This window comes from Microbacterium sp. NPDC077184 (genome assembly GCF_040687055.1).
In the GTDB taxonomy this organism is placed as follows: Bacteria; Actinomycetota; Actinomycetes; order Actinomycetales; family Microbacteriaceae; genus Microbacterium.
On sequence record NZ_JBFBMM010000005.1, the window covers coordinates 235,139 to 258,830 of the forward strand.

21 protein-coding genes are annotated in these 23,692 nt (G+C 72.2%); 12 read left to right on the plus strand and 9 right to left on the minus strand.

All coding sequences use genetic code 11. The features are described 5' to 3' along the window. Positions 1-48 precede the first annotated feature (48 nt). A complete protein-coding gene (locus tag AB0O93_RS11290; RefSeq protein WP_363343360.1) occupies positions 49-354 on the minus strand; it encodes a PTS sugar transporter in 306 nt (101 codons plus the stop codon). A gap of 138 nt (positions 355-492) precedes the next feature. Here AB0O93_RS11290 and AB0O93_RS11295 point away from each other — a divergent pair, with 138 nt between their 5' ends. Then, the gene (locus AB0O93_RS11295) at positions 493-2,457 is read left to right on the plus strand and encodes a PTS sugar transporter subunit IIA (protein ID WP_363343362.1); all 1,965 of its coding nucleotides are present in this window, start codon (positions 493-495) and stop codon (positions 2,455-2,457) included. Between the two features lie 104 nt (positions 2,458-2,561). Here the strand turns inward: AB0O93_RS11295 and AB0O93_RS11300 are convergent, their stop codons facing one another. Genes AB0O93_RS11300 through AB0O93_RS11310 form a run of 3 tightly spaced genes read right to left on the minus strand, consistent with a single transcriptional unit; the run spans position 2,562 to position 5,777 of the window. Further along, positions 2,562-3,143, minus strand: coding sequence for a GNAT family protein (locus tag AB0O93_RS11300; protein WP_363343363.1), 582 nt, complete (start codon positions 3,141-3,143; stop codon positions 2,562-2,564). 31 nt (positions 3,144-3,174) lie between these two features. Then, positions 3,175-4,947: a phospho-sugar mutase gene (locus tag AB0O93_RS11305; RefSeq protein ID WP_363343365.1), complete on the minus strand. Its 1,773-nt coding sequence runs from the start codon at positions 4,945-4,947 to the stop codon at positions 3,175-3,177. Beyond that, positions 4,944-5,777 carry a purine-nucleoside phosphorylase gene (locus tag AB0O93_RS11310; RefSeq protein WP_363343367.1) on the minus strand — a complete coding sequence of 278 codons (834 nt, stop codon included), beginning with the start codon at positions 5,775-5,777 and terminating at the stop codon, positions 4,944-4,946. Before AB0O93_RS11310 ends, AB0O93_RS11305 begins: the two co-directional genes overlap by 4 nt. 88 nt (positions 5,778-5,865) lie before the next feature. On the opposite strand from AB0O93_RS11310, the gene AB0O93_RS11315 reads away from it, so the two are divergent. Both AB0O93_RS11315 and AB0O93_RS11320 read left to right on the plus strand, forming a co-directional pair. Then, positions 5,866-7,314, plus strand: coding sequence for an NAD(P)H-quinone dehydrogenase (locus AB0O93_RS11315; RefSeq protein WP_363343369.1), 1,449 nt, complete (start codon positions 5,866-5,868; stop codon positions 7,312-7,314). Positions 7,315-7,370: 56 nt separating this feature from the next. Beyond that, on the plus strand, positions 7,371-8,483 hold the full coding sequence (locus AB0O93_RS11320; RefSeq protein ID WP_363343371.1) for an alpha/beta hydrolase: 1,113 nt from the start codon (positions 7,371-7,373) through the stop codon (positions 8,481-8,483). A 33-nt stretch (positions 8,484-8,516) separates the two neighbouring features. Here the strand turns inward: AB0O93_RS11320 and AB0O93_RS11325 are convergent, their stop codons facing one another. After that, positions 8,517-10,283 (minus strand): biotin carboxylase N-terminal domain-containing protein, encoded by a 1,767-nt coding sequence (locus tag AB0O93_RS11325; protein WP_363343373.1) that lies wholly within the window; start codon positions 10,281-10,283, stop codon positions 8,517-8,519. Between the two features lie 101 nt (positions 10,284-10,384). Beyond that, positions 10,385-11,059 carry a Maf family protein gene (locus AB0O93_RS11330; RefSeq protein ID WP_363343375.1) on the minus strand — a complete coding sequence of 225 codons (675 nt, stop codon included), beginning with the start codon at positions 11,057-11,059 and terminating at the stop codon, positions 10,385-10,387. Between the two features lie 83 nt (positions 11,060-11,142). Between AB0O93_RS11330 and AB0O93_RS11335 the strand changes: the two genes are divergently transcribed. The 4 genes from AB0O93_RS11335 to AB0O93_RS11350 are packed head-to-tail and all read left to right on the plus strand — an operon-like array spanning position 11,143 to position 15,534. After that, positions 11,143-12,537, plus strand: a complete 1,395-nt coding sequence (locus AB0O93_RS11335) for a TRAM domain-containing protein (RefSeq protein ID WP_363343377.1) — start codon at positions 11,143-11,145, stop codon at positions 12,535-12,537. A gap of 9 nt (positions 12,538-12,546) precedes the next feature. Continuing rightward, positions 12,547-13,236, plus strand: a complete 690-nt coding sequence (locus tag AB0O93_RS11340; RefSeq protein ID WP_363343379.1) for a response regulator transcription factor — start codon at positions 12,547-12,549, stop codon at positions 13,234-13,236. Beyond that, positions 13,226-14,473, plus strand: coding sequence for an ATP-binding protein (locus AB0O93_RS11345; RefSeq protein ID WP_363343381.1), 1,248 nt, complete (start codon positions 13,226-13,228; stop codon positions 14,471-14,473). Before AB0O93_RS11340 ends, AB0O93_RS11345 begins: the two co-directional genes overlap by 11 nt. Continuing rightward, the gene (locus AB0O93_RS11350; protein ID WP_363343383.1) at positions 14,470-15,534 is read left to right on the plus strand and encodes a hypothetical protein; all 1,065 of its coding nucleotides are present in this window, start codon (positions 14,470-14,472) and stop codon (positions 15,532-15,534) included. The genes AB0O93_RS11345 and AB0O93_RS11350 overlap by 4 nt, the downstream gene beginning before the upstream one ends. Positions 15,535-16,087: 553 nt before the next feature. On the opposite strand, the gene AB0O93_RS11355 is transcribed toward AB0O93_RS11350, so the two are convergent. Both AB0O93_RS11355 and AB0O93_RS11360 read right to left on the minus strand, forming a co-directional pair. Further along, positions 16,088-16,297 (minus strand): acyl-CoA carboxylase subunit epsilon, encoded by a 210-nt coding sequence (locus AB0O93_RS11355; RefSeq protein ID WP_363343385.1) that lies wholly within the window; start codon positions 16,295-16,297, stop codon positions 16,088-16,090. Beyond that, a complete protein-coding gene (locus AB0O93_RS11360; RefSeq protein WP_363343387.1) occupies positions 16,294-17,883 on the minus strand; it encodes an acyl-CoA carboxylase subunit beta in 1,590 nt (529 codons plus the stop codon). The genes AB0O93_RS11355 and AB0O93_RS11360 overlap by 4 nt, the downstream gene beginning before the upstream one ends. Positions 17,884-18,005: 122 nt before the next feature. On the opposite strand from AB0O93_RS11360, the gene AB0O93_RS11365 reads away from it, so the two are divergent. The 3 genes from AB0O93_RS11365 to AB0O93_RS11375 all read left to right on the plus strand — a co-directional run bounded on the left by AB0O93_RS11365 (position 18,006) and on the right by AB0O93_RS11375 (position 20,711). After that, positions 18,006-18,803, plus strand: a complete 798-nt coding sequence (locus tag AB0O93_RS11365) for a biotin--[acetyl-CoA-carboxylase] ligase (RefSeq protein WP_363343389.1) — start codon at positions 18,006-18,008, stop codon at positions 18,801-18,803. 113 nt (positions 18,804-18,916) lie between these two features. Beyond that, positions 18,917-19,486: a PH domain-containing protein gene (locus AB0O93_RS11370; protein ID WP_310890157.1), complete on the plus strand. Its 570-nt coding sequence runs from the start codon at positions 18,917-18,919 to the stop codon at positions 19,484-19,486. Between the two features lie 85 nt (positions 19,487-19,571). Beyond that, entirely contained in the window at positions 19,572-20,711 is a 1,140-nt protein-coding gene (locus AB0O93_RS11375; protein WP_363343391.1) for a 5-(carboxyamino)imidazole ribonucleotide synthase, read from the plus strand. 45 nt (positions 20,712-20,756) lie between these two features. Here the strand turns inward: AB0O93_RS11375 and AB0O93_RS11380 are convergent, their stop codons facing one another. Then, positions 20,757-21,599 (minus strand): nitroreductase family protein, encoded by an 843-nt coding sequence (locus tag AB0O93_RS11380; RefSeq protein ID WP_363343393.1) that lies wholly within the window; start codon positions 21,597-21,599, stop codon positions 20,757-20,759. A 183-nt stretch (positions 21,600-21,782) separates the two neighbouring features. Between AB0O93_RS11380 and purE the strand changes: the two genes are divergently transcribed. Both purE and AB0O93_RS11390 read left to right on the plus strand, forming a co-directional pair. Then, a complete protein-coding gene (purE, locus tag AB0O93_RS11385; protein ID WP_363343433.1) occupies positions 21,783-22,250 on the plus strand; it encodes a 5-(carboxyamino)imidazole ribonucleotide mutase in 468 nt (155 codons plus the stop codon). Between the two features lie 65 nt (positions 22,251-22,315). Next, on the plus strand, positions 22,316-23,689 hold the full coding sequence (locus AB0O93_RS11390; RefSeq protein WP_363343435.1) for an LCP family protein: 1,374 nt from the start codon (positions 22,316-22,318) through the stop codon (positions 23,687-23,689). Positions 23,690-23,692: the final 3 nt, after the last annotated feature.

The following is a 23,692-nucleotide window of genomic DNA, read 5'->3' on the forward strand; positions in this document are numbered from 1 at the left end:
CTCTCTGTCGGTACGGCGGGTCTGGCGGATGAAGCGGTATGGCGGGTGTCAGGGCGAGGCGGCGGCCTGGACGAGCGCGAGGGTCCGCGTGCCGTCCCGGTCGGTGAAGATGTCGGCCGGCAGCAGGACCACCGGGATGTTCCGCTCGGCCGAGTCCCGCTCGAAACGCGACAGCGCGGGAGCGAGATGCGGTCCGAGCAGGACGACATCGGCGGCATCGACGTCGGTCGGGAACGACTGCTCGGTGCCGGCGAAGGCGGACCACGACAGCCCCTGCTCGTCCGCCGCACGTCGCACGCGCTGCGCGACGAAGGTGCTGGACGCACCCGCACCGCAGACGATCAGGATCCTCATCGACCCGCCTCCTTCGCTCCCATCTTGTGAGAACCCTGGGAGCGGGACAACCAGTCCTTCTTCCGCGGGGGCGGAAAGCGCGTGTCCGGCATGGTTGACTGGCACGCATCGACGCGAGACGAGGGCGGGGGTGAGTCGGTGACACGGGCGCGACAGGACCGGTTGCTCAGCCTCCTCGTCCGTGACGGCGACTGGTCCACCGCCGCGACGCTCGCCGACGCGCTCGGGGTCACCCCGCGCAGCATCCGCTCCTACGTCACGGCGGTGAACGCGCGCGTGGCCCCCGGCATCGCCGTCGAGTCGGGCCCGCACGGCTATCGGGCGGGTCCGGATGCGGGAACCGCGGTCCGCGCGGGCACCGAGAGCGGCACGCCGCGCGATCGCCTGCACCGCCTCGTGCGGGCGCTCCTGGACACCCCCGACGGCATCGACGTGTTCGAGACCGCGGACGCCCTCCACGTCAGCTCCGCGACCCTCGACGCCGACCTCGCGCGCGTCCGGGGGCTCCTCGGCGGCACGGACCTCACCCTCGAGCGCTCGGCCTCGACGGCGCGGCTGCGCGGCACCGAGGCGGCGCAGCGGCGCCTGCTGAGCCGGCTCGCGCACGACGAGATGGATGCCGGCTCGTTCGACCTGCAGGCCCTGCGGCGCACGCTCGGCGAAGAGTCCGTCGGCCAGAACGCCTTCGGCCCCTTCAAGACCGAGCTCGTGTCGCGCCTGGGCGAACGCGGCTGGTTCGTCAACGAGCTGGGCATGGCCGACGTCGTCATGCACATCGCCATCGCCGCCGACCGCGTGGCGCAGGGCCGCGCCCTGGAGGGCGCGGGAGCGGCATCCGGCGAGTCCCACGCGGAGGTGGAGCGCATCCTCGCCGAGCTCGCCGAGCGGCACCTCGGCGTCCGGCTCGGGGCGGGGGACCAGCAGCATCTCGCGACCCTCGTCCTCACCCGCATCGTCGCTCCCGGCGCGCCGGGCAGCGGGTCGGACCTCGACCCCGCCCGGACCGCCCGCGACGGCGCGCGCGACCGGGTGGAGCCCGAGGTGGAGGACGTGGTCCGTGCGGTGGTGCAGCAGGCGGCCGCGGAGTTCCTCGTCGACATCGCCCACGAGGACTTCATCCTCCGACTCGCGCTGCACGTGCAGAACCTCCGCCTGCGGGCGCGGGAGCAGGCCTGGTCACGGAACCCCCTGACGCGCTCGCTCAAGGCGACCTACCCGATGATCTTCGACGTCGCCGTCTTCATCGCCAACGGCCTGCACGAGCAGCTCGGCATCCCGCTGATGGACGACGAGATCGCCTACATCGCCATGCACGTGGGCGGACGGCTCGAGCGCAGCCGCCGGGCCGACCAGCTGCTGACGGCGACGATCGTCTGCCCCGGTTACTACGAGCTGCACGAGCTGCTGCGTTCGAGCGTCGACCGCTCCCTCGGGCAGGCGATCGAGGTCGTCGGTGTCGAGACCCGCGTCGACCCTGACTGGGCGGCGATCGACAGCGACCTGGTACTGACCACGATCGATCCGCCGATGTCGGGGGACCGGTTCGTGCGCATCCAGCCCTTCCTCACGGATGCCGACGTGGAGCGTGTGCAGACCGCGGCGGGCCGCGTCCGCCGCGGGCGCCGGCTCGCGCGCCTGCGCACCGAACTCGAGCGCTACTTCTCGCCCGACGCGTTCGTCCGCGGCTTCGCCGACGTGCACGAGGACGCTGGGAACGCGGCATCCGTCATCCGCCGGCTGGGAGCGACGCTCGTCGCGCAGGGGGTCATCGACGAGGACTACATCGAGCGGACGATCCAGCGCGAGGAGCTGTCGTCGACGGCGTTCACCGACGCGCTCGCGGTGCCGCACGCGATCGGGATGACGGCGACGCGCACCGCGATCGCGATCGGGATCGCCGACCCCTCGATCCCGTGGGGCGACGGCCGCGTGCAGGTCGTGGCACTCGTGGCGTTCTCGGAGACCGACCGCGAGGCGTTCCAGACGGTGTTCGAGCAGTTCGTCGAGGTCTTCTCCGAGCGCGACAGCGTGCAGCGCATCGTCCGCCGCGCGGTCGACTTCGGCGGCTTCCTCGACGAGCTCGTCGCCGTCATCGACGGGTAGCGCGGCCGGGCGGGTCTTCCGCTCGCCTCAGGTGGCAGTCGTGGCCGCCTCGTCGAGCTCGAGGCGGCCACGACTGCCACCCGAACGACGCCGCACCCGCGCGATCAGCGGGCGAGGCGGGCGCGGAGGCCCTTCTGCACGGCGGGCCACTCGTGCGGGAGGATCGAGAAGACGACGGTGTCGCGGAGGGTTCCGTCGGGTCCGAGGCGGTGGTTGCGCAGCACGCCGTCCTGCTTCGCCCCGAGCCGGGCGATCGCCGCGCGAGACTGGCGGTTGTGCCAGTGGGTGCGGAACTCCACCGCGATCGCGTCGCAGTCCTCGAACGCGTGGGCGAGCAGCAGCAGCTTCGCCGCGGTGTTCACCGCCGTCCGCTGGGCGTCGACGCCGATCCACGTGTGCCCGATCTCGACGTGCCGGTTCGGCTGGTCGATGTTGCAGAACGTCGTCACCCCGACCACGCGCCCCGTCTCGAGCCGCCGCACGGCCCACGGGTTCATCGTCCCCTCGTCGCGCCACGCGAGACGCTGACGGATGTCGTCCTCGACTTCGTGCGGATGCGGCACGTGTGTGTACCAGGCGTGCTCCAACCCCCGCGCGGCCTCGGCGAGATCGGGCGCGTGGTCGGGGGACAGCGGTTCCAGACGCACGTGGTCGTCGGCGAGGGTGAGGGGCTCTCTCAGCAGCACCCCTCCACCGTAGGGGGCGCGGCGAGAGGCCTCAGGCCGACAGGGTGTCCACGAGCTCGCGCATCGCCGTGGTCACGGCGTGGATGCGCGCGGCGGCGTCGTCGGCCGAGTCGCCGCGGACGTCCAGATACACCTTCAGCTTCGGCTCGGTCCCGCTCGGACGCACGATGACGCGCGAGCCGTCCGCGAGCCAGTACCGCAGCACATCTCCGGGAGGCAGATCGTCGACGCCCGTCAGCAGGTCGTCGACGCGGTCGACCGCGACCTCGCCGATCCGCGCGGGCGGGTCGGCGCGGAGGGCGCTCATGACGCGTCCGATGACGCTCAGATCGTCCACGCGCACCGAGATCTGACCGCTGGCGAAGAAGCCGAACGTCTCGTCGAACTCGTTCAGCAGGTCACGGATGCCGCGGCCCTCGGTCCGGGCATCCGACACCATCCCGAGGAAGGCCACGGCAGCGGAGATGCCGTCCTTGTCGCGCACGGCCTCGGGGTTCACGAGATACCCCAGGGCCTCCTCGAACCCGAAGACGATGCCAGGCGCACGGGAGATCCACTTGAATCCCGTCAGGGTCGCCGCCGAGCGGAGGCCGAAGTGCTCGGCGACCGTCTGCAGACCGGGGGAGGAGACCAGCGAGCACGCGAGAGTGCCGTCGGTGACGCCGGACTCCGCCGCGAGGCGCGCCGCGCGCCAGCCGAGCAGCAGCCCGATCTGGTTGCCCGTGAGGCGACGCCAGCCGCCCTCCTCGTCCTCGTCCGGAACGGCGACGGCGAGGCGGTCGGCGTCCGGATCGTTGGCGATGACGAGGTCGGCGCCGTGCTCGCGGGCCGTGGCGAACGCGAGGTCCATGGCGCCGGGCTCCTCGGGGTTGGGGAAGGAGACCGTCGGGAAGGTGCCGTCGGGGTCGCGCTGGGCGTCGACGGTGATCGGGGCCGGGTACCCGGCGCGCTCGACGACGCGCTGCACCGTCTCCCATCCGACGCCGTGCATGGCGGTGTACACCCACCGGAGCCCTTCGGCGCCGGCGGATGCGGGGGCCACGGCGGCGGTCGCGGCGACATACGCCTCGACGACCGACTCGGGTGCCGTCTCGAACGCGAGCGACCGGGGGAGGGCTGCCGCGTCCCCCTCCGCGGCGACGCGGTCGATGTGCGCGGCGATCTCGGCGTCCACGGGCGCGACGATCTGCGCACCCTCGTCGGCGCCACCGAGGTAGACCTTGTACCCGTTGTCGTTCGGCGGGTTGTGGCTCGCGGTCACCATGACTCCGGCATCCGCATCCAGGTGACGGACGGCGAAGGCCAGCACCGGCGTCGGGAGGAGGCGGGGGAGGAGGATCGCGCGGAGGCCCGCGCCGGCGAAGATCTGCGCGGAGTCCTCGGCGAACACGCGGGAGTTCCGGCGTCCGTCGTACCCCACGACGACCGTGGGGACACGGGCCGGCGCGGCGTCCGCGGGGGCGTCGCCGTCCGCGTGGGCGTCGCCGTCGGCGACGGTGCCGGCGTCGGCCGGATCGGCCTCGCCGAGACCCGCCCGCTCGCGGAGGAAGGCCGCGAATCCGGCGGCGGCCTGCGCCACGAGCACGCGGTTCATCCGATTGCTACCGGCCCCGAGCTCACCGCGGAGGCCGGCGGTCCCGAAGGCCAGGCGCGCGCCGAAGCGGTCGGCGAGGTCGGCTGCGGCATCCGCGTCTCCGTCGTCGGCCGCCGCGAGGAGCTGCTCGAGCTCGGCGCGGGTCTCGGGGTCGGGGTCCTGCGCGAGCCAGGCGCGGGCGGCCGCGACGGCGCCCTCGGCGGTGCTCACAGGGCCTCGATCACACGGGCCAGCAGCGACGAGATCACCGGCTCGGCCTCGCGGCCGGCATCGATGACCTCCTGATGACTGAGTGGGGTGGTCTGGATGCCGGCGGCGAGGTTCGTGATGAGCGAGAAGCCGAGAATCTCCATTCCGGCCTGACGGGCCGCGATCGCCTCGAGCGCCGTGGACATGCCGACGATGTCGCCGCCGATCGCGCGGGCCATCCGCACCTCTGCGGGGGTCTCGTAGTGGGGTCCGCGGAACTGGCAGTACACGCCCTCGTCGAGCGTGGGGTCGACCGACCGGGCCACCTCGCGCAGGCGCGGGGAGTACAGGTCGGTGAGGTCGATGAAGGTCGCGCCCTCGAGGGGCGACGCGGCCGTGAGATTGATGTGATCGCTGATCAGAACGGGCTGCCCGGCCTTCCAACCGGCCTTGATGCCGCCCGCACCGTTGGTGAGGACCATGGTCGTCACGCCCGTCGCGGCGGCCGTCCGCACGCTGTGGACGACGCGGCGCACGCCGTGTCCCTCGTAGAAGTGGGTGCGCGCGCCGATGACGAGGACGCGCCGGCCCTGCGGAGTCAGGATGCTGCGGATCGTGCCCGCGTGTCCGGCGAGGGCGGGGGCGCTGAAGCCGGTGACCTCGGTGGCGGGGAAGGTCGCGGTCGTCTCGCCGATGAGCTCCGCTGCCTTGCCCCAGCCGCTGCCGAGGGTGAGGGCGATGTCGTGCTGCTCGACCCCGGTGAGGCGAGCGATGTCCGCGGCGGCGACGCGGGCGACCTCGAAGGGGTCGGCGGCGGGGTCGTCGAGGGGGTGGGCGAAGGTCTGTGACATGGACCCCACCTTAGATTCCCGGCGGGGCGGCGGGCCACATGGGCGTTCGAGTCGTGAGCGCCGCCCCGGAGGAGACACAATGGGAGACATGTCTGTGAGCTTCGAGCGCACTCAGCGGGTCGCCGTCCTCGGTGGCGGACCCGGAGGCTACGAGGCGGCGCTCGCCGCCGCCCAGCTCGGAGCCGAGGTGACGGTGGTCGAGCGCGCCGGCATCGGCGGGTCCGCGGTCATCACCGACGTCGTCCCGTCGAAGTCGCTGATCGCGACGGCCGACGCCGCCGTGGCCATCGCGGGGGCGAGCGACCTCGGGGTGCAGCTCTACGCCCGCGGCGACGACGGGAAGCCGCTGAAGCCGCAGATCGCGATCAACCTCGCCGCCGTCAACCGGCGCCTCCTCGCGCTGGCGCGTCAACAGTCCGACGATATGCGCGCCTCGCTCGCCGAAGCCGGCGTCCGCCTGATCTCCGGGCACGGCCGTCTCGAGGGCGACAACGCCGTCGTGGTGTCCACGGGCCCCGGCGGCACCGACTTCGACCGCGTCGAGGCCGACACCCTGGTCGTGTCGGTCGGCGCGTCCCCGCGGGAGCTGCCGAGCGCGCCGCCGGACGGGGAGCGCATCCTCACCTGGACCCAGCTGTACGACATGAAGGCGCTCCCCGAGCATCTGATCGTCGTCGGCTCCGGGGTCACCGGCGCCGAGTTCGCCGGCGCCTACATGAACCTCGGCTCGAAGGTGACGCTGATCTCCAGCCGCGATCAGGTCCTCCCCGGTGAGGATGCCGATGCCGCCGCCGTCCTCGAGCGCGTCTTCACCCGCGGCGGGATGACGGTGCTGTCGAAGTCCCGCGCCGAGCACGTCCAGCGCCAGGGCGACGGGGTCGTGGTCACCCTCTCCGACGGGCGCACCGTCGAGGGCAGCCACTGCCTCATGGCGGTCGGCTCGATCCCCAACACCGCGGGGATCGGCCTCGAGGCCGCCGGCGTCCAGATGACCGACTCGGGCCACATCCAGGTCAACCGCGCCGCGCGCACCTCGGTGCCGAACATCTACGCCGCCGGCGACTGCACCACCTTCATCCCGCTCGCCTCGGTCGCCTCCATGCAGGGGCGCACGGCGATCTTCCACGCCCTCGGCGACGTCGTCATTCCGCTGGATCGCCGCCGCATCGCGTCGAACATCTTTACCGCGCCCGAGATCGCGACGGTGGGCTGGCAGGAGCGCGACATCGACGCCGGCACCATCGACGGGGTCGTCCACAAGATGCCTCTCGCGGCCAACGCGCGGGCGAAGATGATGAGCATCAAGGACGGGTTCGTCAAGCTCATCGCGCGCCAGGGGTCGGGCACCGTCATCGGCGGCGTCATCGTCGGGCCCCGGGCATCCGAGCTGATCTACCCGATCGCGATCGCCGTCGAACGCCGCCTGACGGTCGACCAGGTCTCGCGGGTGTTCGCCGTCTACCCCTCGCTCTCGGGCAGCATCACCGACGCCGCGCGGGCCATGCACGTGGTGGACCACACCGTCTACGGGGAGTGATCCCGGGCGCCGCGACACCCCTTCCCGGGGCGCGGCGGCGTCCTTAGACTGCGGTCGTGCCGATCCATCCCGCCGCGTCCTCACCCGCCGCCGCGTCCGCGGACGCGGCGTCCGCTCCGCACATCGATGTCGCGCTGACGACGATTCCCGAGGGGCAGCGCGACGTCACCGTCGTCGCCGCCATCGACGGGCTCAGCTACATCGACCCGGACGACCCGGCGATGCCGTCGTACCGGGTCATCGCCAACAACCGGCAGCCCGTCGCCCTGCGCGACATGATGATCCTCCCGGTGCGCACCGGGTACATCGGGCAGGACCGTGCCCAACCCGACCCGGCGCTCGTTCCGCCGACGGGCGCGGAGGCGGTGCCCGGGGTGGATGTCACGACGGTCTACCTGCCGGTCCGGGACGGGGTGGCGCGCTGCCTGGTCTATCGGCCCGCCGCCCTCCCGGACGGGGCCCTCCCGGTGATCCTCTACGCCCACGGCGGCGGGTTCACCGTCGGGTCGGCAGAAGACACCGACTACACCACGCGGCGGTTGGCCACGGATGCCGGAGCCGTCGTGGTCTCGGCGAACTACCGGCTCGCTCCCGAGTACCCGTTCCCGACACCACTCGAGGACGTCGTCGACGTCTACGCGTGGCTGCGCACCGATGCGGGTCGGATCGGCGGCGACCCCTCGCGGATCGCCGTGGCGGGCGACAGCGCCGGGTCGAACTTCGCCGCGGCCCTGCCGATCGCCGCGCGCAGCCGCGGAATCGCCCCGCCGCAGGCCGTGGTGATGTTCGGCGCCTTCGTCGATTTCGCGCAGGAGCGCTGGCCGTCGTTCCAGGAACTCGCCCCGCGGGGGATCGTCTACGACAGCGCGTTCTTCGGGTTCATCCGCGGGGCGTACCTGCCGACGACGGCCTGGACCGATCCGCTCGCGAGCCCGATCTACGCCGACCTGACGGGGTACCCGCCGACGTTCCTCGCGACCGGCACGCACGACCCGATCATCGATTCCGGGCGGGCGTTCGCGGCGCTCCTCGAAGAGGCGGGCGGCGTCGCCGACGGCTATTGGCCGGCCGGGATGCCGCACGGGTTCGCGTTCTTCCCCGACGTGCAGATCCCCGAAGGGGACGTCGCCTACGCGCGCGTGAAGGAGTTCCTCGCCGCGCATCTGTGACCTTCGCGCACCGGCGGAGGACGGAGGCGCGCGTCAGCTGATGGTGAGGAGCTGGTGCCCGGCCGAGACGGTGCTGCCCGGGTCGGCGTTGATCGCCCCGATCTGCCCGTCCTTGTGGGCCTGGATCGGCTGCTCCATCTTCATCGCCTCGAGGACGACGACGAGGTCCCCCTTGACGACCTGCTGGCCTTCCTCGACGGCGACCTTGACGATCGTCGCCTGCATCGGGGCCTTCACCGCATCGCCGGATGCGCCGGCCATCGCCGTCGTGGCGTGCGAGCGGCGCGACGGGGGAACGGCGGCGGGGCGGCCCACGGCGCTCGGCGAGACCGCGATGCGGTCGGGGAGGCTGACCTCCAGGCGCTTACCGCCGACTTCCACGACCACGGTGTGGCGCGCGGCCTCGGCGCCGGGCGCCTCCAGCTCGCCGTCCCACGGCGCGATGTCGTTGACGAACTCGGTCTCGATCCACCGCGTGTAGACGCCGAACGTGCCGTCCTCGGCGGTGAAGGCCGGGTCACGCACGACCTTGCGGTGGAAGGGGAGCACCGTCGGCATCCCGGCGACCTCGAACTCGTCGAGGGCGCGGCGCGCGCGCTCGAGGGCCTCGTCGCGGTCGCGTCCGGTGACGATGATCTTGGCCAGGAGCGAGTCGAAGGCGCCCGAGACGCTGTCGCCGGCGGTCACGCCGGAATCGAGACGGATGCCGGGACCGCCGAACGTCTTGAAGACGTGGATGGGGCCTGGCTGGGGGAGGAAGCCGCGACCGGCATCCTCTCCGTTGATGCGGAACTCGATCGAGTGGCCGACGGGAGCGGGGTCGTCGTAGCCGAGCTCCTCGCCCTCGGCGAGGCGGAACTGCTCGCGGACGAGGTCGAGGCCGGTGACCTCCTCCGAGACCGGGTGCTCGACCTGGAGGCGCGTGTTGACCTCGAGGAAAGAGATGGTGCCGTCGGCGCCGATGAGGAACTCGCAGGTGCCCGCCCCCTGGTAGCCGACCTCGCGGAGGATGGCCTTGGAGGAGTCGTAGAGGATGCGGTTCTGCTCGTCGGTGAGGAACGGCGCGGGAGCCTCCTCGACGAGCTTCTGGTGACGGCGCTGCAGGGAGCAGTCGCGCGTGGAGACCACGACGACGTTGCCGGCGGCATCCGCGAGGCACTGGGTCTCGACGTGACGGGGCTTGTCGAGGTACTTCTCCACGAAGCATTCGCCGCGGCCGAACGCCGCAATCGCTTCGCGCGTGGCGGATTCGAACAGCTCGGCGACCTCGTCGAGCTCGCGCGCGACCTTGAGGCCGCGTCCGCCGCCGCCGTATGCAGCCTTGATGGCGATGGGGAGGCCCACCTGCTCGGCGAAGGTGATGACCTCGTCGGCGCCGGCGACCGGGCCGGGGGTTCCCGGGGCGAGAGGCGCGCCGACCTTCTCGGCCACCGCGCGGGCGGTCACCTTGTCGCCGAGCGCCTCGATGGCCTCCGGCGACGGGCCGATCCAGATGAGGCCCGCATCGATGACCGCGCGGGCGAAGTCGGCGTTCTCGGCGAGGAAGCCGTAGCCGGGGTGCACCGCGTCGGCGCCGGAGCGGCGCGCGACGGAGAGGATCTTCTCGATCGAGAGGTAGGTCTCGGCGCTCGTGGAGCCGTCGAGCGCGTAGGCCTCGTCGGCGAGGCGGGCGTGGAGGGCGTCGCGGTCCTGGTCGGCGTACACGGCGACGGATGCCTTGCCGGCATCGCGAGCGGCACGGATGACGCGGACGGCGATCTCACCGCGGTTGGCGACGAGGACCTTGGCGATCTGAGACATGGATGTCAGCCTACCGAGGCTGCGAGGCCCTCTTTTGACCAACTCGTACAAGAAGCACGGCGATTCGTGTCACTCTCCCACAACCGGATCGGGGGATCGCGTCAGGGGGTGGGCGCCGAGAGAGAGGGGTCGACGGTATGCCACAGGGCGGTCCAGTCGCCGCCGACCTCGCGGATGAGCGACCGCAGCGTCGACACCGACATCCCCACGACCGTCGACGGGTCGCCCTCGATGCGGCGGATGAACGCCCCGCCGAGGCTGTCCACGGTGAACGCGCCGGCGACGTGCAGCGGTTCGCCGGTGGCGACGTACGCGTCGATCTCGGCATCCGTGATGTCGTCGGCGAAGGTGACGGATGCCTCGGCCACGGCGTGGACCTCGCGCGACGGCGCGCCGGGGGACACCCGCACCACGGCGTGCCCGGAGTGCAGCACCCCGGTGTGCCCGCGCATCGCGTGCCACCGGGCCGTGGCGTTCTCCGGCGTGTAGGGCTTGCCGAGGACGGCGCCGTCGATCTCGAACATCGAGTCTCCGCCGATCACGATCCCGTCGAAGTCGGGGATGTCGTCGGCCAGGCGCGCGGCGACGTCGGCGGCCTTGCGCCGGGCGAGCAGCAGGACGTGCTCGTCGGGGGCGAGCTCGCGGCCTTCGCCCGCGGCGACGGCGGCCACCACCGCGTCCTCGTCGACGTCGGGCGCGACGGTCAGCGGACGGATGCCGAACTGCTGCAGCAGCATCAGGCGGGCGGGGGAGGTCGAGGCGAGGCACACGCGCATGACCCCAGGGTAGGCGGCGCCCGCCGGAGCGAGCGCGTGCGGGGCGCGCGCGTGGGGGCGAGCGCGTGTGGAACCATCGAAGGATGCAACCCGGTGATCTTCTCGACCTCGACGTCTCCGGCGTCGCCCACGGTGGCGTCTTCGTCGCGCGACACGAGGGGCGCGTCGTGTTCGTCCCCGACACGCTGCCCGGCGAGCGCGTGCGCGTGCGGCTGACCGACACGCGGAAGTCGTCGTTCTGGCGCGGCGAGGTGCTCGAGGTCCTGGATGCCGCGCCCGAGCGCCGCCCGCACGTGTGGGCGCAGGCCGACGTCGATGTGGCGCCGGAAGCCCGCCCCGGAGGCGCCGACTTCGGCCACATCGTCCCGGCCCACCAGCGGGAGCTGAAGCACCGCGTGCTCGTGGACGCCCTCGAGCGGATCGGCCGGCTCGACGCGGCATCCCTGGCCGCGGAGCCGGTGCGGACGGTGGCGGAGATCCTCGGCGAGGGTCAGGCCGATGCCGATGCCGATGCCGATGCCGATGCCGATGCCGATGCCGATGCCGACGGCATCCGGTGGCGCACGCGGGTGTCCCTCCACGTCGACGACGCCGGCCGGGTAGGCCCGTACGCCGCCCGCTCCCACCGCGTGATCGAGGTCTCCGAGCTGCCGTTGGCCACGGCGTCGATCGAGCGTGCGGCCCTCGCCCTGCGCGGCGGCGACGCGGGGCGCATCGACCTCGTGCAGCCGGCCGACGGACGGGTCCGCATCCTGCACCGGCCCGAGCCGGCCTCCCCACAAGGTCGTGGTCGTGGGCGGCGACCGGCGGGTGCGGCATCCGACGGTCCCCGTCGCGGTGCCCCCGAGAACGAGACGATCCGCGAGCGCGTCGGCGACCGGGAGTTCCGCGTCGACGCCGGCGGATTCTGGCAGGTCCACCGCCACGCGGCGGCGACCCTCACGCGCGCGGTCACGATTGCCCTGACGGGCACCGACGCAGCGCCGGGAGTCGACCCGGACGCATGGCACCTCGACCTCTACGGCGGGGTCGGCCTCTTCGCCGCGGCGCTCGCCGAGATCGGCGGCCCCACCACCCGCGTGACGAGCGTGGAGTCGGATGCCCGGGCCACCGAGCACGCGGGCGAGAACCTCGTGGAGTGGATCGGCGCCCGCGCCGAAACCGATCGCGTCGATCGCTGGATCCGGCGCCTTCGGGCCGACGCGTCGCCGGCGGAGCGGGAGCGCCTCCAGCGCGGCGTCGTGCTTCTGGACCCCCCGCGCGCCGGCGCCGGGACGGACGTCGTGGCCGACATCGCCGCGCTCTCGCCGCGGACGGTCGTGTACGTCGCCTGCGATCCGGTCGCCCTCGCCCGCGACCTGGGGGCGTTCCGGGAGGCCGGATACGAGGCCACGTCGCTGACGCCGATCGACCTCTTCCCGAACTCGCACCACCTCGAGGCGGTGGCGACGCTCTCCCGGAGCGACGCGCGCGGATAGAGTTGCGGCATGACGCGCGTGGCCCTGATCGACGACCACGAATCGGTGCGATTGGGTCTGCAGGGCGCGTGCGCGCGCGCGGACGACCAGCAGGTCGTGTTCTCGGGCAGCACCGTGACGTCCTATCTCGACTGGCGCGCCTTCAGCTCCTCGCCGCCGGCGGACGTCGTCGTGCTCGACCTGACCCTCGGTGACGGCACGACGGTGACCGAGAACGTCTCGCGCCTCGTCCGCGACGGCTCGAGCGTCATTATCCACAGTGTCGCCGACCGCCCCGCCGCCGTGCGGGAGGCGCTCGCCGCGGGAGCCGCGGGAGTGGTGAGCAAGTCCTCGCGCATCGACGATGTGATCTGCGCGATCCACACCGTCTCGCGCGGCGAGCAGCTCAACAACGTCGAGTGGGCGAGCGCCGTCGAGGGCGATCGCGACTTCGCCGACGCGCAGCTGTCGGCCCGTGAGCGTGACGTCCTCCGCCTCTACGCCGCGGGACTCCCGCTGAAGGTCGTCGCCGAGCGCCTCGGGGTGGCCTACTCCACGGCCAAGGAGAACATCACCCGCATCCGTGTGAAGTACGTCGACGTCGGACGCCCCGCGCCCACCAAGGTCGACCTGCTCCGCCGCGCGATGGAGGACGGCATCGTCTCGCCCACGGGCCTCGAAGCCGAGACCGTGGCCACGGGAGGCGACGGTGAGCGCTGACGTCTCGTCTTCGGGTCTCGACAGCGCCTGGGGGCAGATCCCCTCCTCGCGCGAGTCGACGTCCGGCATCGGGTCGTTCACCCGCACGCGGGTCGAGCGGATCATGGCGCTGGTCGCCGGTCTCGGGTCGATGATCCTCGGGGCGCAGGCCCTGGTCAGCGCTCTGGGCCCTCCCGTCACGCTCCCGGCGTGGGACCTGCCGTACAAGGTCATCATCTTCGGCACTCTCGCGCTCATGATCGTCGCGTGCCTGTGGGGAAGGGGAGTCCGCATCGCCGCCGGCACCTTCGCGATCGTGTACCTCGTCGGACTCGCCTTCTGGCCGCTGGCGACGGTGGGCCTGCCGACCGAAACCCGGGACCAGCCGTGGATCTGGTACCTCGTCAACATCGCGACCCTCGCCGCGGTGCTGGCCTTTCCCTTCGCACTCCAGGTCGGTGTGACCCTGTTCGCGCCGATCCTTTACGGTTACGGACGCCTGGTGCAGGGGAGTTTCGCCCCGGACTACTGGTTCGCGGTCGGCCTCGACGCCGCCTTCGGCGTGATCCTGGGTGGCGTGATCCTTGCGCTCGGGTGGCTGTTCCGCAAGATCGCGGCGAACGTCGACGACACCCGCACCAAGGCCGTGTCGTCCTACGCCAAGGCCGCGGCATCCGATGCGTCCGAACAGGAGCGGATGGCCGTCGCCGCACTCATGCACGACAGTGTGCTGGCCGCGCTGATCGCCGCTGAGCGCGCGGTGACCCCGCGCGAGGGCATCCTCGCCGCGGCGATGGCCCGCGAAGCCCTCACCCGGCTGGCGAACACCGAGCAGGACGCCCACGAGGGCAGCGACGAGCCGCGAGATGCCGAGACCATCGCCGACGACATCGAAGCGGCCGCGATGGAACTCGGCGAGACCCTGAGCGTCCACCGGCGGGTGAGCGCCTCGGCGCGTCCGGTGCCGGGACGCGTGGCGCGGGCGCTCGCGCTCGCCGCGGCACAGGCCGTGGCGAACGCGCTGCAGCACGCCGGTGGGGAAGGACTCGTCGCCGAGCTCGCGGCCGAGGACGACGGCATCCGCATCGAGGTCCGCGACGCGGGGGAGGGGTTCGACTTCGCCGCGGTACCGGCGGATCGCCTCGGAATCCGCGCGTCGATCATCGCGCGCGTCGCCGCCGTCGGCGGCAGTGCCGACATCGACAGCGGCGACTGGGGAACCCTCGTGCGTCTCACCTGGCGGGAGGGGGCGGCATGATCCAGGTCCGTTCGGTTCTGCTGGCCCTCGCGCTGGCGATGACCGCCTACCTCGCCGCCACGGGACTGTGGTGGCGAGGTCCGGTCGACTATCCGTGGCTCGTCGTCGCCGCCCTCGTGCTGTACCTCGCGACGACCTGGCTCTGCATCTTCTGGTGGCCCAAGACGGATGCCGCGTCCGGCGGTTCCGAACGCGGCGCCGGCAAGCTCCCCGGCCTCGCGCAGGGGCTCGCGCTCGCCGCCGCGGCGATCGTCCCCACCGCGATCGCGATCGCCGTCGGGGAGGAGAGTCGTCTGCAGTCGTACGGAACCTGGTACCTCGGCGGCATCGGGGCGCTCATGACCGTGGTCATGGCGCGTCGGCGGCCCTGGGCCGCCTGGATCGGCATCGGCATGCTCGCGGCCGGGTCGATGACGTGGATGGGGCCGGCGAACGCTCTGGCGCAGGGGCTCGTCGGTTCGGTCGTCTGGGTGCTCGCCGCTCAGCTCCTGGTGCTCTCGATGGACCGCGCAGCCCGCGACACCGATCGTCTCGCGCAGCTGCAGCGCGCGGCATCCGGCTGGCAGGCGTCGCAGCTCGTGCGTCAGCGGGAACGCCGCGTCCAGGTGCAGCGGGCGCTGCAGGTCGCCGGTCCGGTGCTCACGCGCACCGTCGCCTCGGGCGGTGCGCTGACCGAGGACGAACGCCTCGAGGCGCGGCTGGCGGAGGGGCGTCTGCGCGACGAACTGCGCGGACCGCGGCTGCTTGATGACGACGTCCGCGCCGAGCTGGAGCGGGCGCGCCGGCGCGGTGCGACGGTCACCGTCCTCGACGAGGGGGGCCTGGACGCGCTCGAGGAGCACGAGTTGGCCGCCATCCGCGCCCAACTGGCCGAGACGCTGCGTTCGGCGGGGTCGGACCGCCTGTACATCCGCACGTCGCCGCACGAGACGGTGGCGGTGACCGTCGTCGGACGCTCGATGCCGGTGGACGGCCGGTCTGCGGGCCCGTCGGACGAGGACGCCGTCGACCTGTGGCGCGAGATCCCGCTCCCCGGGCGCGCCCCCGTCGACGCCGGCTGACCCGACGCGCCCCCTCCCGCACCCGGGCCGAACTCCTCAGTTTCGGCGCCCACGCGCGCGTGTGCGCGCACACACCCGCCCTTCCGGCCCGGATCAGAGGAGTTACGCCCGCCTCGCCCGGCCCGCGCTGCGGCCGCGCCACCCGCCGGTGCCGGACACGTCGGCCGCGGGGTCGTCGGGCCAGCCCTGTACCGAACTCCTCAGTTTCGGCGCCCACGCCGGTGTGTGCGCGCACACACCGGCCGTTCCGGCCCGAATAGGAGGAGTTAGGGACGGCGGCCGTGCGGCGACACTCCTCCCCGCCCCGGCGGGGGAGGAGAGTGCCGAGGCGGAGAGAGTGAGAGGAGGCGGGGAGCGGCGAAACGCACGCCCCCCGCCTCACGCGATCCGTTACCCGAAAACAGACCGCATGGCCGAACCCTGGGCATTCGCGAGGCGAAGGCGGGTCGACCGAACGCAGAAGCGTTCCAGCTCCTTCAGTATCCGACGCCTTCGGACGACCTGTCTGTAGGTATTTCGGGGGACAAGGCCATGGGTCAGAGTGCCCGCGCGGTCACCACCCGACGCGCGGAAGCGGAGTCCGCAGGCCGCGCTGAGAGACCGCCCAGGCCGAGCGGCTCGGCTCCTCCTCGACCACGGCGGTGGCCGCCTCGGTCGCGTACGCCTCGCTGACCACGGCAATGAGCGCCGCGAGCTCCTCCTCGGTGGGATTGCCGCGGCGCACGTCGATCGTGATGTCCTCGCGGGGGATCTCGCCGGTCATAGCGGAATGTTGCCGTGCTTCTTCGGCGGCAGGCTCGCGCGCTTGCCGCGGAGGGCGCGCAGCGCCTTCGCGATCGACACGCGGGTCTGCGCGGGCTCGATGATGCCGTCGAGCTCACCCCGCTCGGCGGCGAGGAAGGGGGAGGCGACGTTGTAGGTGTACTCGTTGGCGAGCCGGGTGCGGACGGCGGCGACGTCTTCACCGGCCTCCTCCGCCTTCTTGATCTCGCCGCGGTAGAGGATGTTCACCGCGCCCTGACCGCCCATGACGGCGATCTCGGCCGTCGGCCAGGCGAGGTTCACATCGGCGCCGAGCTGCTTCGAGCCCATCACGATGTAGGCGCCGCCGTAGGCCTTGCGCAGGATCACGGTCACGAGCGGGACGGTGGCCTCGGCGTAGGCGTAGAGCAGCTTCGCGCCGCGCCGGATGACGCCGGTCCACTCCTGGTCGGTGCCGGGGAGGTATCCCGGAACGTCGACGAGGGTGACGATCGGGATCGAGAACGCGTCGCAGAAGCGCACGAAGCGGCTCGCCTTCTCGCCCGCTTCGATGTTGAGCGTGCCGGCCATCTGCGACGGCTGGTTGGCGATGATGCCGACCGAGCGGCCCTCGATCCGGCCGAAGCCGATGACGATGTTCGGCGCGAACAGCGGCTGCACCTCGAGGAAGTCCTCGTGGTCGACGATCCCGCGGATGACCTCGTGGATGTCGTACGGCTGGTTGGGCGAGTCGGGGATGATCGTGTTCAGCGCCCGGTCGGCATCCGTCGTCTCGAACTCGAATTCGTGCTCGTACAGCGGGATGTCGGACATGTTGTTGTCGGGCAGGAACCCGAGCAGCGTCCGGACGTAGTCGAGGGCATCGTCCTCGTCCTCGGCGAGGTAGTGCGCGACGCCCGATCGGGTGTTGTGCGTGTGCGCGCCGCCGAGCTCTTCCATGCCGACGTCTTCGCCGGTCACGGTCTTGATGACGTCGGGGCCGGTGACGAACATCTGGCTGGTCTTGTCGACCATCACCACGAAGTCCGTCAGCGCGGGGGAGTACACCGCACCGCCCGCGGCGGGTCCCATGATGATCGAGATCTGCGGGATGACGCCGGATGCCGCGGTGTTGAGTCGGAAGATCTCGCCGTATTTGCCCAGGGCCACGACGCCCTCCTGGATGCGCGCGCCACCGGAGTCGAGCATGCCCACGATCGGGATGCCGCTGCGCAGGGCCAGCTCCATGACCTTGATGATCTTGTCGCCGGCCACCTCGCCGAGCGATCCGCCGAAGGTGGAGAAGTCCTGCGCGTACACGGCGACATTCCGGCCGTGGATGGTCGCGGTGCCGGTGACGACGGAGTCGCCGTAGGGGCGGGAGCGCTCCATGCCGAAGGCGGTCGTGCGGTGGCGGACGTACTCGTCGAGTTCGACGAAGCTGCCCGGGTCGACCAGCAGCGCGATGCGCTCGCGGGCGGTGAGCTTGCCCTTGGCGTGCTGCTTGTCCTGGGCCGTCTGCTCGGCGTCGACGACCGCTTCCTGGTAGCGCGCGCGAAGGTCGGCGATCTTGCCGGCGGTCGTGTAGAGATCGGGCTGGTCGGTCACGGCATCCACCCTATCGGCGGGATGCCCGCGGAGCTTGGAGGGTTCGTACAAAGGACCAGTGGATTCCTCCACCCGCGCGAACCATCGGTCCGCGGCGGCGTGCGAGCGCATAGGGTGGCCGCATGCCGATTCCCGCCGAGGGGTACCCGCTCACCGCCGCCGTCAGCCCGCGCGTCCAGGTCGTCGAGAAGACCGACTCCACGAACGCGGATGTCCTGCACCACCTCGCGGAGGAGCCCGCGGAGTGGCCGCACCTCTCGGTGCTGCTGACCACCGATCAGCGTCACGGACGCGGCCGGATGGACCGCTCGTGGACCGCGCCCCCCGAGACGGCGCTCGCGGTGTCGGTGGTGCTGCGCGTGCGCGATCTCCCGGTCACCGCGCGCGGCTGGCTCCCGCTCCTCGCGGGCGCCGCGATGACGCGCGCCGTCGCGGCGCAGATGCCGTCCGAGGCGCACGCGGTGGGGCTGAAGTGGCCGAACGACGTGCAGGTGGACGGCGGCAAGATCTGCGGCATCCTCGCCGAGGTCTCCCACACGGATCCGGATGCCGTCGTGGTGGGCGCCGGGGTGAACACCCGGATGGCGGCCGTCGACCTCCCGGTCTCGACCGCGACCTCGTTCGAGGCGGTGGGCCTCGAGTGCGACGATGACCGGCTGCTGGCGGATTTCCTCCGCGATCTCGACGCGCAGGTGCAGGCGCTGACGAAGGCCGGTGGGAGCGCGGCCGGTGCGAGCCTGCACGCGAGGATCGAGGAGCTGTGCACGACGATCGGCAGCCGTGTGCGCGTGAGCCTTCCGGACGGCTCCGTGCTCGAGGGTGTCGCCACCCGGCTCGACGCGGACGGGCGGCTCCTGGTGGAGCGCGACGACGGATCGGCCACCGCGGTCTCGGCCGGGGACGTCGTCCACGTCCGCTGACCCCCCGTCCGCTGACCTCCGCATCCGGTGACCCCGCGTGAGCGACGCCGGAGACCCGCCGATGCCCGCGAGGCGCCGCGGAGTGCCCGCCGGCGTCCCCCACAATGGGAGGCATGACGCAGCCGACGGCCAGCTACGGGGGACGGCCTCTGATGCCGGCGCCCGGTGCGCCGACACCGGAGCTGCGTGTCGCGCGCTTCCGTCCGCACGCGCGGCGATTGGTCTGGTCGGCGCTCGTCGTCATCGCCGTCGCCGGTGCGACCGGGTACTTCTTCGACAATCTCCCGGCGGGCTTCGAGAACTGGATGCTGGTGGCGGCGGCCAGCGCGGTGGTGTTCCTCTTCGCGCTCCTGCCGTTCCTGGCGTGGTGGACGCACGTCTACACGATCACCACGCGGCGCGTCATCGAACGCACCGGGATCTTCGTCGCCCGCCGGCGCGAGCTGAGCCACGTCCGCGGATACACGATCGGGATGCGCCGCGGCATCCTGCAGCGGATGTGGGGTGCGGGCACCCTCACGCTCTCGAACGGGGTGGATGCGCCCCTGCGTCTGGTGAACGTCCCGAGTGCCGCGCTGGTGCACGAGGTGCTGGTCGACCAGGTCGAGGTGAATCAGATCCTCGCGCACCGCGATGCGCAGCCGCTCCCGCCCGGACCGCCTCCGCCGCTCCCGCGCCGCTGACGGTCGAATCCGCTCCGACGGTGCGGAAAGATGGACCCCGGACACGGGCGGCCTCCGGGCGCGCCGAGCATCGAGGAGGTCGGGCATGGTTCTGCGTGTGGGAGTCGTCGGCGGCGGACAGCTGGCGCGCATGATGATCGCCCCGGCGGTCGAGCTGGGCGTCGAGATCCGGGTCCTCGCCGAGGCCGAGGGGATGTCGGCTGCGCTCGCCGCGACCGCGGTGGGCGATTACCGCGACGTCGAGACCGTCCGTGCGTTCGCCCGCGAGGTCGATGTGCTCACCTTCGATCACGAGCACGTGCCGCACGACGTCCTCACCGCCCTCGTCGACGCCGGCGTCGCGGTGCATCCGGGACCCGACGCGCTGCGGTTCGCCCAGGACAAGCTGCACATGCGCGCCCGGCTCGCCGAGCTCGGGATGCCGCAGCCGGACTGGGCCGCGGTGTCCGATCGCGCCGGTCTCCAGGACTTCCTCGACGCCCACGGCGGACGCGCGGTGGTGAAGACCCCGCGCGGCGGGTACGACGGTAAGGGCGTCCGCGTCGTCTCGGCCGCGACCGAGGCCGACGAATGGTTCACGGCGCTCGCCGAGGACGCCCGGGGCGGAGAGCTCCTCGTCGAAGAGCTCGTCGACTTCTCCCGCGAACTCGCCCAGCAGGTGGCCCGGCGCCCGTCCGGTGACGTGGCCGTGTACCCGGTCGTCGAGACGATCCAGCGCAACGGCGTGTGCGCGGAGGTCCTCGCTCCGGCGCCCCACGCCGGAGAGCGGATGTCGCAGGTCGCCGCCCGCGTCGGCGTCGACATCGCCGAAGGCCTGGGTGTGACCGGCATGCTCGCGGTCGAGCTGTTCGAGACCACCGATGACCGCATCCTCGTCAACGAGCTGGCGATGCGCCCGCACAACAGCGGCCACTGGTCGCAGGACGGTGCAGTGACCGGTCAGTTCGAGCAGCACCTGCGGGCGGTCCTCGACCTGCCGCTCGGCGCGACCGATCCGATCGCGCCGTGGTCGGTGATGGTGAACATCCTCGGCGGCCCCCGCGAAGGGGGGCTCGTCGAGCGGTTCCCGGCGGCGATGCGCGAGCACCCGACGGCGAAGGTCCACACCTACGGCAAGGACCCCCGTCCGGGCCGCAAGGTCGGACACGTCACGGCGATCGGTGCCGACCTCGATGATGTCGCCTACCAGGCGCGGGCAGCGGCATCCCACTTCCTCGACGACTGACCGGCAAGCGTCCGGCCGCCGGGCGGCGGATGCCGGAAGATCCGCTCAGCGCGACGGGAGCCCGCGCGCCTCGAGCCACGCGCGCATCGGCTCGCGCCCGTGGAGGCCGGCGACGCGGCTGACGCGCCCGACGACCGCACGCACCCACCCGGATGCCCGGCCCTGGGTGGCGTTGTACGCCGCGAGTTCGCGCTCGTAGGCCTCGACATCCGTCGGCTCCACCGGCCGGTAGGTCTCCATCCCGTGGACGACGTGCGGGGCGAGACGCGGCTTGATGCCGGCGCGGTCGGTCGGGTCGGGATGCCCGACGGCGACGCCGAACGCGACGACGGAGCGCGGGGGGAGCCCCGCGATCTTCGCCGTGACCTCGGGGTGGTTGCGGAGCGACCCGAGATAGCAGGTGCCGAGCCCGAGGGCCTCGGCGGCGACGACGGCGTTCTGGGCGGCGAGGGCGGCGTCGACGAAGCCCACGAGGGTCGACTCGAGGTAGTCCGCAGCTTCCGCAGGCTCGCCGTGCTGGTCGGCGATCGCCGCCGCGCGCGCCCAGTCGGCGACGAACAGGAGGATCACCGGGGCATCCGCCACGAAGGACGACCCACCCGCCTCGTGCACCAGCCGGGTCCGGGCGGTCTCATCGCGGATCTCCACGACGCTCCACACCTGGTTGTTCGACGACGTGGCGGCCGACTGCGCGGCGGCCACGAGAGCGGTGACGGTCTCGGGTGTCACCGGCTCGGTGGTGAACCGGCGGACGGAGCGGTGCTGGAGCAGCTGCGCGAGCACCGGCGATTCGAGGAGGCCGGCCTCGGTCAGCTCGGGAGCGGCGTCGCCGTAGCGGGCGCGCAGCAGCGTGTTCACGTCGGTGTCAGTGGTGGTGGCCGGGGTCACGGGGGCTCCTGAGGTCGGGGGGAGGGACGGGGCACTCGAGAGGCGAACGCCGCCACCCATCGGATTCTTCCCGGGGTTCGCCGGTCTTCCGCGCCGTTGCGGGGATTGTCCAGCCTCTCGCCCTAGCCTTGTCGGGTGACCCGGCCGCTGCACTCTTCCGACGAGCCGCTGGTCGGCGTCGTCATGGGATCCGATTCCGACTGGCGCGTGATGAGCGATGCCTCGCAGATCCTCACCGATCTCGGCATCCGTCACGAGGTGGAGGTGGTCTCGGCCCACCGCACCCCCGACAAGCTCATGTCGTACGGCCGTTCGGCGCGTGCCCGCGGGCTGAAGGCGATCATCGCCGGGGCCGGAGGGGCGGCGCACCTTCCGGGCATGCTCGCCTCGGTCACCCCGGTGCCCGTCATCGGCGTGCCCGTGCAGCTGGCGACGCTGGACGGTCTCGACTCGCTCCTCAGTATCGTGCAGATGCCCGCCGGCATCCCCGTGGCCACCGTGTCGATCAACGGCGCGAAGAACGCCGGTCTCCTCGCCGCGCGCGTCCTCGGCGCGGTCGATCCCGCGGTCGCCGACGCACTCGAGGACTACGCGCGATCGCTGGAAGCGCAGGTCGAGGAGAAGAACCGGCGGCTCAAGGAGTCCCTGTGAGCGTCGCCGACATCACGCGCCCGCGCGCCGGGGCGTCCCGCACGCGCCTCATCCAGGAGCGCCCGATGCGCTTCCCCGACACCCGTTCGCGCGCGCTGATGTCGCGCCGCGGCTGGTGGCTCGTGGGGCTCAACTTCCTGATCCCCGGCTCGGCGCAGGCCGTCGCGGGTGGGCGCCGCCTCGCGCGCATCGGCCTCGGTGCAACGCTCGCGATGTGGCTGCTCGTCATCGCCGGCGTCGTCACGGCGGCGCTGTGGCCCGGGGTCCTCTTCGTCCTCGGGACGAACCCCTTCTTCCTCCTGGCGGCACAGGTTCTGCTCGCCGGCTACGCCCTCCTGTGGGCGGTGCTCACCGTCGACACGCTGCGGCTCGTCCGCCTCGTGAAGACCGCGCCGTTCGCGCGGGTGGGGATCGCCGTGCTCGCGATCGTCCTCCTCGTCGTCTCGGGGGGCACCGCCGCGTACGGCGCGACGCTCGCCGGGACCACGCGCACGACGCTCGGCGACATCTTCGGGCAGGGCGGCCCGGTCGTCCCGCCCTCGAACGGCTACTACAACATCCTTCTGCTCGGTGCCGACTCGGGTGAGGGGCGCGACTCCATGCGCTTCGACAGCATCTCGGTCGTCTCGGTCAACGCCGAGACCGGCGCGACGACGATCACCGGCATCCCGCGCGACATGCCGAACTTCCCGTTCGCCCCCGGTCCGATGCAGGACACCTACCCGAACGGACACGAGGGTTTCGCCAATCCGACCTGCGGATGGGGGAGTGGCATCAACCAGCTCCGCACCGAGGTCGAAGTCTGCCAGGACGGCTCGCTTCTGTACCCGGATGCGGCGGGCAACGGCTCGGCGCCCGGCATCGAGGCGACGAAGGATGCCGCAGAGGGAATCCTCGGCATCGAGATCCCGTACTACGTCTTCGTCGACATGCACGGGTTCGCGGCGCTCGTCGACGCCCTCGGCGGTGTCGAGATCGAGGTCGCCGAGCGTCTGCCCAAGGGCGGCGGCCCGGCCTACGACGGTCAGCCCGTGGACGAGTGGGCGATCGGCTGGATCGAACCGGGCCTGCAGCGCATGGACGGCGACACCGCGCAGTGGTACGCCCGCTCGCGCTACACCACGAGCGACTTCGACCGTATGGAGCGCCAGCGCATCCTCCAGCAGGCGATCCTCGCCCAGTTCACGCCGCAGACGGTGCTCGCGAACTTCCAGCAGCTCGCCGCTGCCGGGGCGGATCTCGTCGAGACCGACATCCCCGACGAGCTGCTGCCGACGCTGTCGGAGCTGGCGCTGAAGGCGCGGGAGCTCCCGGTCACGACGATCGAGCTGACACCCCAGGGTGGCATCGACGAGTACAACCCGGATTACCCCTACATCCGCGAGCTGATCCAGCAGGCGCTGTATCCGCCGACCCCGACCCCGACGCCGGAGGGCTGAGCG

What these genes read in the sequence shown, in the direction of transcription:
- AB0O93_RS11290 (WP_363343360.1), bottom strand. Translation starts at nt 354, where the DNA reads ATGAGGATCCTGATCGTCTGCGGTGCGGGTGCGTCCAGCACCTTCGTC.
- AB0O93_RS11310 (WP_363343367.1), bottom strand. Translation starts at nt 5,777, where the DNA reads ATGTCACAGACCTTCGCCCACCCCCTCGACGACCCCGCCGCCGACCCC.
- AB0O93_RS11315 (WP_363343369.1), top strand. Translation starts at nt 5,866, where the DNA reads ATGTCTGTGAGCTTCGAGCGCACTCAGCGGGTCGCCGTCCTCGGTGGC.
- AB0O93_RS11325 (WP_363343373.1), bottom strand. Translation starts at nt 10,283, where the DNA reads ATGTCTCAGATCGCCAAGGTCCTCGTCGCCAACCGCGGTGAGATCGCC.
- AB0O93_RS11330 (WP_363343375.1), bottom strand. Translation starts at nt 11,059, where the DNA reads ATGCGCGTGTGCCTCGCCTCGACCTCCCCCGCCCGCCTGATGCTGCTG.
- AB0O93_RS11335 (WP_363343377.1), top strand. Translation starts at nt 11,143, where the DNA reads ATGCAACCCGGTGATCTTCTCGACCTCGACGTCTCCGGCGTCGCCCAC.
- AB0O93_RS11340 (WP_363343379.1), top strand. Translation starts at nt 12,547, where the DNA reads ATGACGCGCGTGGCCCTGATCGACGACCACGAATCGGTGCGATTGGGT.
- AB0O93_RS11350 (WP_363343383.1), top strand. Translation starts at nt 14,470, where the DNA reads ATGATCCAGGTCCGTTCGGTTCTGCTGGCCCTCGCGCTGGCGATGACC.
- AB0O93_RS11355 (WP_363343385.1), bottom strand. Translation starts at nt 16,297, where the DNA reads ATGACCGGCGAGATCCCCCGCGAGGACATCACGATCGACGTGCGCCGC.
- AB0O93_RS11365 (WP_363343389.1), top strand. Translation starts at nt 18,006, where the DNA reads ATGCCGATTCCCGCCGAGGGGTACCCGCTCACCGCCGCCGTCAGCCCG.
- AB0O93_RS11370 (WP_310890157.1), top strand. Translation starts at nt 18,917, where the DNA reads ATGACGCAGCCGACGGCCAGCTACGGGGGACGGCCTCTGATGCCGGCG.
- AB0O93_RS11375 (WP_363343391.1), top strand. Translation starts at nt 19,572, where the DNA reads ATGGTTCTGCGTGTGGGAGTCGTCGGCGGCGGACAGCTGGCGCGCATG.
- purE (WP_363343433.1), top strand. Translation starts at nt 21,783, where the DNA reads ATGGGATCCGATTCCGACTGGCGCGTGATGAGCGATGCCTCGCAGATC.
- AB0O93_RS11390 (WP_363343435.1), top strand. Translation starts at nt 22,316, where the DNA reads ATGCGCTTCCCCGACACCCGTTCGCGCGCGCTGATGTCGCGCCGCGGC.